A 13,530-nucleotide genomic window follows, 5' to 3' on the forward strand; every position below is an offset into this window, starting at 1 on the left:
CTTCCCTTTCTTATGTAGGTTTTTGTCGGAACTTCATCCACAAAACCCATTATATAGTAATTTTATGGCAAAATGTGATTATTTTACTAAATATTAAAACAAATCTGGTTCTTTTTACATATCAGGGCAGGGGAGGTATCCCCCCTGCCTTTTTCTACAATCTATTTCTTTAGTTGCTTCACAACTTCTTCACTAACGGCATTTTCCCCACCAATAACACGAAAGTTAGAAATATCATCCATATCAATTGCTTCCATAATATCCTCTGGTACTTCCTCTTTCTTCACAAGGAGGATTTCAGCACCCTCTTTTGCTGCAAGGACCGAACCTGCCAGTGCATCGGCAAAATTAGTCCCTGTTGCCACAATCGCATTGTTAGTTTGAGGAGTTAAATGTTTCGCAATTTCGGCTGATGTTTCGTAACGGTTCAAGCCACTATAGCGAGTCGCTTCTTCAAAGCTGTCGAAAATTTCAGTGCTGATCGCATTTTCGCCACCAACGACGATTTTTTCATCAATTTCTATTAATACTTTATTTGAGGCTTTTGACAATTTGTCTTGAGCAGATAGTACAATCGGATATCCATTCTGTGCTGCATAAGAAGCAACAGAAAGGGCATCAGCGAATTGATAGGCATTTGCCACGATCGCCTTTTCGGGATCCCCATCCAATTTAGCAGCGATATTGGCCGCTGTTTCAAATCGATCGTCACCTGAAATACGGTCTGTTTTCAAACCTAATCCTTTAAGCTGATATTGAACATACTTGGATACCGCACCTTCACCACCAAGGATGATCGCTTTCTTCGCACCTAAACGCTTGATTTCATCTTGTACTTCAGCGTTCAAACTGCCTTGCTGTGTCAATAGGATCGGTGCATCATGTTTGTATGCAAGTGGAGCTCCTGCAAGGGCATCAGGGAATTTATCGCCTCTGGCAATGACCACTGTGTCAGTGGACTCCCAGCCTTTTTTAGAAATCTCAATGGCCGTTTGGTAACGATCGTCACCAGAAATACGTTCTACCTTATTTTCAAACTGAATCTTAGCCAGGACAGGATCATGGTCACTCGCACGTCCATCTTCTTCACTAAAATCAGAGTTGATGTTGATACTATCGATCATCGTTGACTTTGCCAGATTATTCGTCACTAGAATATGATCAAGAACTTGAGAGTTCCCTTGATAAATATACGTGTAGCGTTCCTCTACAGGGAGCTTTTCCATCATATTGGTCAAGATGTCCCCTTCGAGAGTATTGATTGGAGCAGAAAATTCGAAGTCGTTAAGGTCACCAAGAACCACAACATTTGCATCTTCGACCTTTTCGTTCACATCATTCACAAAGTCATTTAGTACCTCGGCTTGTTTCAGTCGCTGTACCTCACTACCAAGCACAACCGGATGATCTGCACCGAATAAAGCTCCGTCTCCACCTTTGGAGTTAAAGTGGTTTGCTACGACGATGACTTTTTCACCGTTAAACATGAATTCAGCTGCAAGGGCTTTACGGGAATCGTCAAATGCTTCGTTTGTTGGATCGATGCGTCCCGGGTTATGAGTAAGTCCATTTTCATCAACACCCACGGAAGTCACCGCATCCCCGGCTTCTTTTTCTGTTAATTGGACACGCTCAGGGTTGTAGATGAAACCTACACGGATGTTTCCACCAGGCTGCCCGCCATCTGTTTTATCAACAGGAGCGATATCGGTGAATTCATAAGTAGGTCCGCCAGCTTCCTCAATGGCCTTGATGATTGTCTGATAGGACGCACTTGCATCTGTCGTACCATCATCTGTTGGTCCATTATTATCTTGAACCTCGACCAGGCCAATGATATCCGGCGTTTTCATATTCGAAACGATTGAATCAGCAATCTTTTCTACTTTGCTTTCTTCAATTCCAGCATAGAAGTTTTCAATATTATAAGAAGCAATCGTTAGATCTTCTTCTTCAGGAGTGATCGACGTTACTTCCTGTGCTGTTCCCCCATCAACTACTGTAGGGAAAGTTCCTGTTGGACGGATCTTAAAGTTGCTATAATCATAGCTTACGTTTCCAATAACGGAACCATCCAGCATATCACCTGTTTTCACATTGATATTCATGCCGTCCACGTCGATCAGCATGCGCTCAGGGTTATAATCTTCAGGAGATATCAATACTCCCCCTGCTCTTGTGCGAAGTTGATCTTCGCTTGTATTCACTACTACAGGAAGTTCATCATATTTTACCGGACCTGTAATCGTGGCATCAGGGATTTCAATCAGCATCCCTTCAAGACTTTCATAAAAGTCCAGGCCATCTGTTTCGGGATCGAATGAGGTCATTTCATCATCTTCAATGATTTCAGTCGGTGGTACGCGGTCTTCCCCCATCACGATAGCTGCAGGCACAGTGTTGCCTGAAGATTCTACTGTAACGGCCGATGCCGTGATTTGAGTTGTCAGAAGGTCTTTGGCATCAGCGTAGCCATCTTCTCTCCACTCTTTTACCTGACCTGCCACATTTACTTTGTCTCCGACTTTGACAGAATTGCCCTTTGCATAAACATAAATTCCTTCAGAAGTCGCCAGACTATCGTCCGGGGTCTCTTCCTGCATATAAAATGCATTGGAACCTGCCTTCGCTGTCACTATTCCTTGAACGTTAGAGACGGTCATATTTTCGTAAGGAGAGGTATGGGAATCTCCTTGAATATCATGAATGCTTAAACCATCAGCTGATTTAAGGATTTTGTAAGTAAAAGTGGAAACATCGCTTGTGTTGCCCTCTTTTACAACAACTGCTTTAACCGTTACATCAGCAGTAAGTTCGATCGGTGTTGTATATTCTGGACTGGAATCTGTCGGATCAGTTCCATCCAATGTGTAATGAATGGCTCCACCTTCAGATGCCGTTTGAAGTGTAACCTTCGTTCCTTCTACAACAGATCCTGAAGCTGGATCAGCGGTTACAGAGAAGGCTGTTTCAATGACATCTGACGTAGTACGCGGGACTAGTTTATATTCGTCAAAGTTATAATCAACCACGCCACGTAGAATTTCGTACGTTTTGCCAACTTCAAGCATCGTACTATCAGTTGGTTTGATGACGAACTCCCCGGAGCTGTCTGTTGCAGTGAAATTACCGTTGCTGTCTTTTGATTCCACTGTCACATTCGTAAATTCAACAAACATTCCTTCGTGATCTTCACCATTTTCAGCTGAAAGGTCTGTAGAGATAAGAGAGGCTGGTGAAGGAACTCCCTTGTCTACTTCTGTAATTTCAACGTTAGAAGCAGTCGCTTCGATTTGCTGCATTCCATAATAATCGCTAAGTTTTCCTTCAGCTACTACTTCGTCCCCTGGCTCAGCAGTAAGACCGCTGGCACGGACGATGACACCGGCTGTTCCATCCTGGATGAATAGGTTCGTCTGTCCGCCTGCTTCAAAAGATGCTGTCGCAATACCTTGTACTTTAACAACCGTGCCTTTAGGGGCAGTGCGAGCTTCAGCGATGGTGGATAGTTCGACTGGTGTCGGTTCAGGAGCCGGTTCATCTGATAGATGTGTTCCAAGATCACTGAATACATCTTTGCCTAAATTCGTCCATTCTGCAGATGGATCAAATGCATCGGTTACATCTATATCCCCTGTCATCACGGAATCCTTACGGACGATGGAGACGTCACTTGCGAAGGAGGCTTCTGAGCCAACTTGTCCGATCGAATCAATCACAGTCCCGTTTTTCTTTAAGGTAATGGGATCATTTCCATTGAAATTGATGATGAAGCTGTCTTGAATATCCGCTTTTTCAAGGATGGCTGGATCTGCCTGTTTGTGAGCAAGCACCAAGGTTTCCCCTGCATTGAGAGTGCCTGATAAAGGAAAGGTCTTATCCGTGGTTGTTGCACCATTTGTATGTAATTCTAAGGAGTAAGTCGATAAATCAATTGCTTCACCAGTACCGTTATAAAGTTCAATTGCTTTATTGTAACTGGATCCTTCGATATATTCAGAAATGATTAAGTCCTGAAATGCCTCATCTGCAGCAGATACGTGCTGAGATAGAGGAGGCGCAAACAAGCTTAAGGCCATACTGGAGGCAACTGTTACACTTAACAATTGACGCTTCATTGTTTTCCTGTTCATTTTCTTCCCCCTGTTCGTAGTTTAGTAAAGTGGTAGATTCGCCACCATCTACCAGTATACAACAGGATTTGTCATAATAGTGTAAAAATAGAGTAAATTAACTGAAATTTGTTAACGCTTACATTACTATTAAGTAAATTCGAACTATAAAAATTGACAAAGCCCGGTTCTGGAGCGAATTAACAGCTCCCGAACCGGGCTTATGATTATTTTCTAGTTAAATAGTAATAATTCCGCTTTTACAGATAGACTCCTACCCCTGGACCAAATGGAATGCCTAATAACGCAAAAGTCAGGAGTAATACAATCCATACAGATAAGAAAGCAATCGTATAAGGAAGCATTAGTGAGATCAAGGTTCCGAGTCCCGCTTTCTTATCATACTCCTTCATAAAAGCAAGGATCACGATGATATACGGGTTCATCGGTGTGATGATGTTTGTGGATGAATCCGCAATACGATAGGCGGCTTGTACAAACGCCGGGTTATACCCAAGTGTCGCAAACATCGGGATAAAGATCGGTGCTTCCAATGCCCATTGAGCGGAACCACTAAAGATCAATAGATTCAATAATGCTGTCAACAGGACAAATCCGATGATGGCTGCGAGCCCCGTCATATTGATCGATTCGAGGAAATTCGCTCCGCTGACCGCTACCCAAGTCCCTAGATTTGTCCAATCAAAGTAAGCGATAAATTGCGCGGCTGCAAAGATTAATACGATATAACCGCCCATGTCTTTCATGGCTTCTGTCATATACTTAGGTACGTCCCTTGACGACTGAATCTTCTTCACCGTCACCCCGTAAACAACACCGATCACGATAAAGAAGAATAGCGTGATGGGAATGATCCCGGATAAGAAGGTAGACGGAATAAGTCCCCCATCTTCATTTCTCATCGGAGAGTTCGGCCAGGCAATCGAAACGACTAACAGGACGATGAATGCTAATCCTGCCAGGGTTGCATTTCGGAGTCCTTTTCCTTCTAATGGACTTTCTTCTTCTAAGGTTTTATCTACTTTCCCTTTATATGTCCCTAAACGGGGTTCAACAATTTTTTCTGTGACAAAAGCTCCTACAGCTGTAAGAAGGACAACAGAAGCAATCATGAAGTACCAGTTATCCACCGGTGTGACCGTCACTTCAAATGCTTTGGCAGCTTCGGTTGATATCCCGGCTAGTAACGCATCGGTACCGGTAATGATAAAGTTTGCCGTAAATCCTGCCCCTACTCCGGAGAATCCGGCAGCGAGTCCCGCCAGAGGATGTCTTCCCACCGTATAGAAAATCATGGCGGCAAGTGGAGGAATGATAACGAAGGCTGCGTCTGACGCCAGGTTCCCCATGATCCCTACCATAATAACAGCGTATGTAATCAATCCTTTCGGAGCGTTCAACACCGTTTTCTTGATCGCTGTCTCAAGGAGTCCAACCTTTTCGGCCAAACCGATCCCAAGCATCATCGCTAATACCAGGCCGAGTGGAGCGAAGCCGGTAAAGTTATCGAGCATGGAGGTCAGGATGTATTGGAGACCTTCTCCGGATACGAGGCTCTTGATGGCTAACTCTTCTCCGTTTTTCGGGTGGATCACCGTCACACCCAGACTTGAAATGAACCAGGAAAACAAGATAATAAAGAAAGATAAGTACACAAACAACATGAATGGGTCAGGGAGTTTATTCCCTACCTTTTCGATTCCACCTAAAATTCGAAGATATCCCTTCTCCTTTTTAGGTGAATTCGGCTCTAAATTGGGATTTATCATGAGGTCACTCCTTCAAATAATGCTTTAAGGAATAATTCCTTTTTACTTCCGTTAATAAGTATTTCGATATCGATTGTATAAATCCTCTTTATTTTTTAATATTTATGAGAAAATTTTAAATTTACGGATTACTGACTCGGCGAATATAAAAAATCCCCTACTCATAGATAGAGAAAGGGATTTTAAGATACAGTTATTTAAGTTGAAAGCGATATAACTTCCTTGGTCTTCCTCTTCCGCCGCTTTGTTCTTCGCCGCTGATTTCCACAATCCCGATCCGTTCCATTTCAGTGAGAATTCTGCGCCCGTTCCGTTCGGTGCTTTTCAGCCAGCGGGAAAGGTCTTGGGATGTGATTTCCTCTTTGTCGTAATGGCGGGAAAGAGAAAGGATTTTTGAGACGATGGCAGAACTGACCGAGGCCTCTTTAAAGACTTCCTTCCATTCATTGCCCAAGTTGTTGAGAGCGTATGTAATGGACTCTGACGATGGAAGAATTTCCGTTACCGTCTTGTCTTCATTGACACTTATGACGATGGAAGATTCGTGCTTTCTCGCATGTTGAAAAGCAAGACGGACATGATGCTCAGCTTCCAATACGGTCACACCAAACCCTAACCCCACACGGATATCCAGATCTGTATGTGCCTTCACTTCCTGAGTCAAAGTAGTGAAAACAGACTCCTTCTCATGAAGATCGAGTTCCCCTCTTGTTGTATAAACGAAGAATAATCCGTCCCCTAATTGAACCATGGACCCATTGATCTTTTGGGCGATATCAAGAAGATTGCGTTTCAGGTCCAGCTCTTGATGCTTCATTTTATAAGAAAAATGGGACTCGTCCAATGTCTGGGTCGAATAGATGACTTCGATTCCAACGATGGCAATTTGGGATTTTTGATATTTTCTCGATTGTGCCCTCTCTAATAAATACTGCAAAATCATCCGGATGGATAAATTCGTCGGTACGACTCGGTAACAAGGAATGCCTGCTTCAGTGAGTTGCTTCTGAACACTTTGAATACACGTGATCGCCGTTTCAATTTCTCCTTTTTCATAGAGTGAACGGTGATAGTCTACCAGCTCATCAGCACTCCGGTATCCTTCATATGGATAGGTTGCGATTTCCAGTTGATCAAAGGAGTGAAATTGAACCGCGGTTTCAATTTCCTCTTTTGAAATTGTATCTATACTAATTTTATTTAATAGAGTCTTTTCTTTCATTTGCGCTTCTAATAATGCTCCAAAGAAACTGGATCCATGTAAGGGCGGAAAGCTCCCTTCCTTTTCCGTGATCCATCCTTTTTCAAGCGCAAAGTAGAAGGGGGATTGTCCCGAAAAGAACCATTGATCTACTAGACCGCGGTTCTTCTCAAGAATCTCTTCTATCTCATTCACCCCGTGATAAGGAAAATTCATAAGTTCGATATTGTCAAAATGAGCGGCCACATGATTGATCCGCTGAATCGAATCATCAGGGCCGATGACACCAATTTTTATCATCAACTATCATTCACCTGCTTCTTGCCGCAATACTTCAGCTAGAATCTCGACTCCTGCATACATGTCTTCTAACGAGCTATGTTCCTTTGGATGATGGCTGATCCCTTTTTCACAGGGGATGAATACTAAAGCGGAAGGCCATTTCGCTGCCATATTCATGACATCATGCCCTGCCCCGCTGTCCATTTCAAACGTTTTGTACCCCAGCGTTTCCCCGGCTCGTTTGACTCTGGCTGTCAGCTCTTCATCTAATAGAATAGAAGGATTATCTACAAGAGTTTCTATGTTGATTGTAACATTAAATTCACCCTCTAAGCTTCGGCACTTTTCTATTATTTTATCGGCCATTGTACGCTTTAGGTCATCGTCGACGGAACGGATATCGATTCCCGCTTCTGTATGACCCGGGATGACATTCATGACGTTCGGTTTTACGTTCATCGTGCTGACGGTTGCTACAAGTGGTTTCCGGGACTGCTTTGATAGCTTTTCCGCTTCTTGAGAAACGAAGGGAATAAGTGGAGCGAGAGCCACTAGAGCGTCCGCCCGTTTCCCCATTGGAGTCGTTCCTGTGTGACCCGCCATCCCTTCGACCTTTACCTTCAAGCGGATCGGACAGGCTACACCCCGGACAATTCCGAATTGAGCGTCATGATCTTCGATTTGGGTCCCTTGTTCAATATGCAGTTCGATGAATGAGAGGATTTCCTCTTTTGATCGTTCAGCTTTTTCAATGGATGACCAGTCTAAGCCCGTTGATTCTACCGCTTCTTTAATGTTGACCCCATGGCGGTCCCTGACGCTTTCTACTGATTTATCAAGAATTCCTGCCACACTCTTACTTCCCAGGGTAGATACGCCGAAACGCGCTGACTCTTCTGAAGCAAAACAGGCCACTTCAATGGAGTGATGGGGTTCGAAACCACCGTCTTTTAATGCTTTCACGGCTCCCAGTCCACATAGGACACCGGCTGCCCCGTCATAACCTCCTCCGTTTTCAACCGTATCAAGATGAGATCCGGTCATGACAACTTGACCGGTGGCCCCTTCCCACCTGGCAAAAAGGTTTCCTGCCTGATCTCTTATAACGGATAACCCTAACGTTTCTGCAACGTCCCGAAACACATTCATGGAAGCAGTCTCTTCCTCGGAATAACCCAATCTCGTAAATCCATTGGGCTGTTCCATCGTTTCAACAAGATTTAAAGCTTCTAGAGTTGTACTTAACCATTCTTTCAACTCGTAACCTCCTCTTTGTGGTGAGATAATTTGAGAATAAGACGCGCGAAGGCATCCACAGCCACTTTTAATACTCCTTCTTCAAAATCAAATTGATGATGATGATGTCCGTTTTTCAATCCGGTTCCGAATACCATGAAGGTTGCTTTGCCCCCCTGACTTTGCACCTCATTCATCATATAAGTAACATCCTCTGATGCCTTTAAAGGTAAACCATCATGAATATCGGATATAAATGGACTTTCCTCGCCCATATCCTTTAACCACTGAATCCATTCAGGGTTACATGCTGCTTCAACCGTCTCTCCCACCACATCGATTCCGGTTTCCACCCCATAAAGGTCTCCCGATGCTTGAAGGATCCGCAGGGCTTCTTTCTGCATGTACTGATTGATGGCAGTCGTTTCCCCTCTTGTTTCCATTTCAAGGTGAGCTTCATCGGCAATGATGTTTCTGCCTGCTCCCCCTTGAAGCCTCCCGACATTGACCCTGGTCGCCCCGTCAGAATGGCGCGGGATATTGTAAAGGTGAAGAGTTGCTGCAGCAGCTGCCAATAAAGCATTCTTCCCTTTTTCAGGCTCGAGACCTGCGTGGGCCGCTTTTCCTTTATAAGTGACGTTGATTTTGGAGGAAGCGAGAAATGAATGAGTTGTAGCATACACTCGCCCAAGCTTTGTATCCCGTATGCCGATATGACCGCTTGCAAAATAATCGACATTCTCCAGCCAACCTTTTTTCACCATAGCTTTGGCTCCCCGTCCACCTTCTTCAGCTGGCTGGAAGAGAAGGGTGAACCTTCCAGAAAGCTGATCTATGTAAAGCGAGAGGAAGTTTGCCACACCCAGACCGATAGCAGCGTGACCGTCATGACCACAGGCATGCATGACCCCTTCATATTGTGAACGAAAGCCTTCTCTAGTCGGAAGGTGGTGTTGCGGATCATCCGATTCTTTGATGGGTAGAGCATCGATATCGAATCGGAATGCCATATGAGGACCAGGCTTTCCTGTATCAAATGTGGCAGCCAATCCTGTATGACCGCCTTTCATTTTGTCGATCCAGCTCTTTTCCACGCCTTCCTTTATGGCCCGTTCTTCTTGTTTGGCTAAATATTTTGGTGAGGGAATCCCGATTCGTTCGCTGGAATCCAATGCATCTTTTCCAAGGTGAATCGTGAAGCCAAGGTTGATTAATTCTTTTCCGATTAGATAAGTGGTGACATATTCAGTGAATCCAAGTTCGGGCTTCTGATGAAAGGTTCGTCTGAACGCAGTGAGTGTCGGTGATAGTTCATTGATAAAATGTTCAACAGTTCTCATCTTTCAAGACTCCTTTTTCAAGCTTTTTCAAGGTATCCAGTGCAAGTTGAGCCATCACTTCGACCCCTTTTACTAAAGCACTTTCATTTATTTTAAAACGCGGGTCATGGAGGGGATATTGGGTTTCTGTTTCCTTCACAGATGTTCCCAGCCAGTAGAAGGCACCGGGATATTCTTTAAGAAAACGAGAGAAATCCTCTCCTCCAAGAGACGGGGAAACCACTGGGGTGGAATTTTCTCCAAGAACTTTTTGTGCAGCGCCTCTCACTTCTTCTGCCCATTGTGGTGAATTGACTGTTGCAGGGTACCCATCTAAATAATCAATCGTCATTTGAGCATCGAAACTTTTTCCCACTCCTTCAATGATAGAGTGGAAACGATTCTTCACCATATCTTTCACTTCCGGTTTGAAGGTCCGGATGGTTCCCTCTAAGGATACTTCATCCGCAATGACATTATAGCGGTAACCTCCCTCGATTTTTCCGATGGTGAGGACGGCAGAATCAAGGGGATCCGTATTTCTGCTCACGATCGTTTGAAGCTGGGTAATGAGGTTGTTGGCAATAATGATGGCATCATTCGATTGATGGGGCATGCTCGCATGTCCGCCAGATCCATTAACCGTAATCTTAAAGCGGTCCGAAGCTCCCATGATTTCATGAGGCAGCACGCCGACTTCCCCGACAGGCAGATCCGGCCACACATGCTGTCCGAAAATGACATCAGGCTTATATTCATCAAATAAGCCATCGTCCATCATTTGCCGTGATCCTCCAACAGGAGCATTTTCTTCCGCCGGCTGGAAGACAAGAAGGATCGTTCCTGCCATTTCCGATTTCATCTGATTCAACACTTTCCCTGTACCCACCAGCATGGCGGTATGAGCATCATGACCGCAGGCATGCATTTTGTTGTGAGTGCTGGATTTGTAAGAAAGGTCATTTCCCTCCTGAATCGGCAGAGCATCGATATCTGCTCTCAGTGCAACCGTGCCTCCTGGCTTTTCTCCTTTAATGATGCCAAGCACTCCTGTTTTGGCATAGCCCGTTTTAAAAGGGATACCTGCTTCTGCCAATTTCACCTGAATCGTTTTCGATGTTTCAAACTCCTCACCGCTCACCTCTGGATGCTGATGAAAGTGTCTGCGTAATTCAATGACTTCCTTCTCTACTGATTGGACAAGCTGCTTTAACTTCATGAAAAATCTCCTTTTTCTGTCGAATGATTATTTAAGGAAAAGTTCCTTAATAATACCGTTAATGCATATATTCGATAAAAACTTGGAAAATCCTTTGAAATTGAAAAAAAAGAGGGACGGACCTCCGTTTTTTTGCAGAAGTCCGTCCTTATCACGTTATCCTATTCTGACCTTGAGTTAGAGGTCCGTCCCTCTTCCCTTTTCCTTTCTCACCCATTACACTATAGGAAAATATGAAAGATAAAGGATGGTTGGATGGATCGTTTTGTTGAAAGGGTCGAACCGTATTTTTTGAGTGAGGACCCATTTGTGCAGAGGTATGCCATTGAAATGTTGGAGGATACTTATTTACCTGGAGGGGATACGTTTTTGACCGGATTGAAGGCCGTTGATCGGGGACCGGTTTCGGAATATTCTTCGCCTATTCTCCCTAATTTACTGTACTTACCTCTTAATGAAGAAGGATTGAATGAAGTAGTAAATCGTTTAGATGTCATGAGTAAAAAGGATAACAACCGACTGTCCTACATTCAATTAGTTACAAACGCCAGCACAGAATTATTAATTGCATACAGAAATAAAGTAAATCAATACATAGGGGAGAAACAGTTAAAAGAAGTAGAGAAGCTTCCTTCTTTAACTATTGAAGAACTATACATGGCGTTGGCTGATGTTATGGTTTACCTGGATGAATATGAGTTTGACCAAGACTTTTATGATCATGGGAAAAGAATCATCAAGGAGCTTATAAAAAAAGGGGGCATTGAAAGCTGGGAAGTACAGAATGGACTTCAGAACATTATGGAGGAAGAGGAGTTTTTCGGATTTGAAGGGATATATGTTGTCTACATGGCAGGTGAAATGCGGGAAGAAAGTGTAGTCCCCCTATTAGTGAGTCTCTTTAAAAACGAAGAGGAAGGCGACTTTTTATTTGAGGAAATTGCAAATACCCTCGTCAAAATAGGGACGGACCTGGTCGTACAAGAAGTTGAAAAAATAGCACTCTACGGAAACACCTTTTTCTACACTTTGGATGTACTTGGAAGGATCAAAACTAAAGAAGCTGTACAAGCATTACTAAGACTGTTTGATCAAACCGAGGACCTAACCGCCAGAACAATCATGGCAGATAATCTATGTCGACATATAATCTATGTCGACATCTATCAACAGACGCGATTCCCAGGATAGAAGTTTTAATTGAAACAGGGTATGAAGATGGGCTGCTTTGCTTAGAAGAATCACTATATGTCAATTGCGTCATGAATGGCATCCAACACCCCAAACTTCCAGAGTGGAGACACTTACTGGAGGTAATGGAACTTGAAATGTTGAATGAACCAGCCGCGCTAATTCCACAACCCGTCATAAACGAAGAAAAAGTAGGACGCAATGACCCTTGCCCATGCGGCAGCGGTAAAAAATATAAGAAGTGCTGTCTATAAAATGAGGGACGGACCTCCGCATTTTGCGGAAGCCCGTCCCTATGGCTTTCTTATATTAAATATCCCGACTAGAGGTCCGTCCCTCTACTCCATCCACTCAGGCTTACCGAAGCCTTTGAATTCTTCGTCGATGATTTTCTCGAATTCGTCTGCTTCGACGACTGCTTTGATGTCTTTCACCAGTTGTGAGTCAACGTCCTTCGTATTTACAACCACTCGGTTTCGATACTGATCGGGCATGTCCTCCAGCTGAAGTGAATCAAGTAAGTCCATATCGGCAGCGAGTGCATAGTTCCCTGGAACCGCAGATAGATCAACACTGTCAACTGCTCTTGGCAGCTGTGCTGCTTCGATTGGTTTGAATTGCAGGTTTTTCACGTTTTCTGCAATATCTTTTTCTGAAACAGTCAATGGATCTGTATCCGGCTTTAACGTGATCAGCTTAGCATCCTCCAGAATCTGAAACGCCCGTGCTGCGTTCGTCGGATCATTAGGAATGGCAATGGCACTGCCTTCTTTTATGTTTTCAATCGAATCGAACTTCTGTGAGTAGATTCCCATTGGAGCCGTTGGTACGACAATCACTTCGGATAAATCCATATTATGCTGTTTCGCGAAGGTTTCCATGTAGATTTTATGCTGGAAAAGGTTCGCATCCAGATCTCCCTGGGCCAGTGCGTTGTTCGGCTGGATGTAATCACTGAACTCTTTCACTTCAACCGTGTATCCTTTTTCTTCAAGACCGGGCTTGATCGCTTTTGTCACCATATCACTGTATGGTCCGGATGTCGCTCCAATGGTTACCTCTTTTTTATCTTCCGCGCTTGAACTTGCTTCGTCCCCGCCGCAAGCTGCAAGAATGCTCATTGTTACCGCTAATGCTACGAATAAAATCCACTTTTTCACTTGTTGTTCCCCCTAAAGTA

Annotated in this window: 9 protein-coding genes; 2 read left to right on the top strand and 7 right to left on the bottom strand. The window is 44.0% G+C overall.

Features of this window, described 5'->3' with window-relative positions; genetic code table 11:
• Window positions 1-161 precede the first annotated feature (161 nt).
• The 6 genes from ACFQWC_RS16040 to ACFQWC_RS16065 all read right to left on the bottom strand — a co-directional run bounded on the left by ACFQWC_RS16040 (window position 162) and on the right by ACFQWC_RS16065 (window position 11,159).
• Window positions 162-4,133 carry a cell wall-binding repeat-containing protein gene (locus ACFQWC_RS16040; RefSeq protein ID WP_377108448.1) on the bottom strand — a complete coding sequence of 1,324 codons (3,972 nt, stop codon included), beginning with the start codon at window positions 4,131-4,133 and terminating at the stop codon, window positions 162-164.
• A gap of 239 nt (window positions 4,134-4,372) precedes the next feature.
• Window positions 4,373-5,902 carry an AbgT family transporter gene (locus ACFQWC_RS16045; RefSeq protein ID WP_299742858.1) on the bottom strand — a complete coding sequence of 510 codons (1,530 nt, stop codon included), beginning with the start codon at window positions 5,900-5,902 and terminating at the stop codon, window positions 4,373-4,375.
• 193 nt (window positions 5,903-6,095) lie between these two features.
• On the bottom strand, window positions 6,096-7,403 hold the full coding sequence (locus ACFQWC_RS16050; RefSeq protein WP_299743963.1) for a helix-turn-helix domain-containing protein: 1,308 nt from the start codon (window positions 7,401-7,403) through the stop codon (window positions 6,096-6,098).
• A 6-nt stretch (window positions 7,404-7,409) separates the two neighbouring features.
• Window positions 7,410-8,642 carry a M20 family metallo-hydrolase gene (locus ACFQWC_RS16055; RefSeq protein WP_299742855.1) on the bottom strand — a complete coding sequence of 411 codons (1,233 nt, stop codon included), beginning with the start codon at window positions 8,640-8,642 and terminating at the stop codon, window positions 7,410-7,412.
• On the bottom strand, window positions 8,639-9,961 hold the full coding sequence (locus ACFQWC_RS16060) for an amidohydrolase (RefSeq protein ID WP_341357015.1): 1,323 nt from the start codon (window positions 9,959-9,961) through the stop codon (window positions 8,639-8,641). The genes ACFQWC_RS16055 and ACFQWC_RS16060 overlap by 4 nt, the downstream gene beginning before the upstream one ends.
• The gene (locus ACFQWC_RS16065) at window positions 9,948-11,159 is read right to left on the bottom strand and encodes a M20 metallopeptidase family protein (RefSeq protein WP_377108451.1); all 1,212 of its coding nucleotides are present in this window, start codon (window positions 11,157-11,159) and stop codon (window positions 9,948-9,950) included. The genes ACFQWC_RS16060 and ACFQWC_RS16065 overlap by 14 nt, the downstream gene beginning before the upstream one ends.
• Before the next feature lie 255 nt (window positions 11,160-11,414).
• Between ACFQWC_RS16065 and ACFQWC_RS16070 the strand changes: the two genes are divergently transcribed.
• Window positions 11,415-12,350, top strand: coding sequence for a hypothetical protein (locus ACFQWC_RS16070; protein ID WP_377108453.1), 936 nt, complete (start codon window positions 11,415-11,417; stop codon window positions 12,348-12,350).
• A gap of 137 nt (window positions 12,351-12,487) precedes the next feature.
• The gene (locus ACFQWC_RS16075; protein WP_377108527.1) at window positions 12,488-12,604 is read left to right on the top strand and encodes an SEC-C metal-binding domain-containing protein; all 117 of its coding nucleotides are present in this window, start codon (window positions 12,488-12,490) and stop codon (window positions 12,602-12,604) included.
• Window positions 12,605-12,688: 84 nt separating this feature from the next.
• On the opposite strand, the gene ACFQWC_RS16080 is transcribed toward ACFQWC_RS16075, so the two are convergent.
• Window positions 12,689-13,510, bottom strand: coding sequence for a MetQ/NlpA family ABC transporter substrate-binding protein (locus ACFQWC_RS16080; RefSeq protein WP_299742844.1), 822 nt, complete (start codon window positions 13,508-13,510; stop codon window positions 12,689-12,691).
• Window positions 13,511-13,530: the final 20 nt, after the last annotated feature.

Origin of the sequence: Rossellomorea sp. GCM10028870, from assembly GCF_042666755.1 — a bacterium.
GTDB lineage: Bacteria > Bacillota > Bacilli > Bacillales > Bacillaceae_B > Rossellomorea.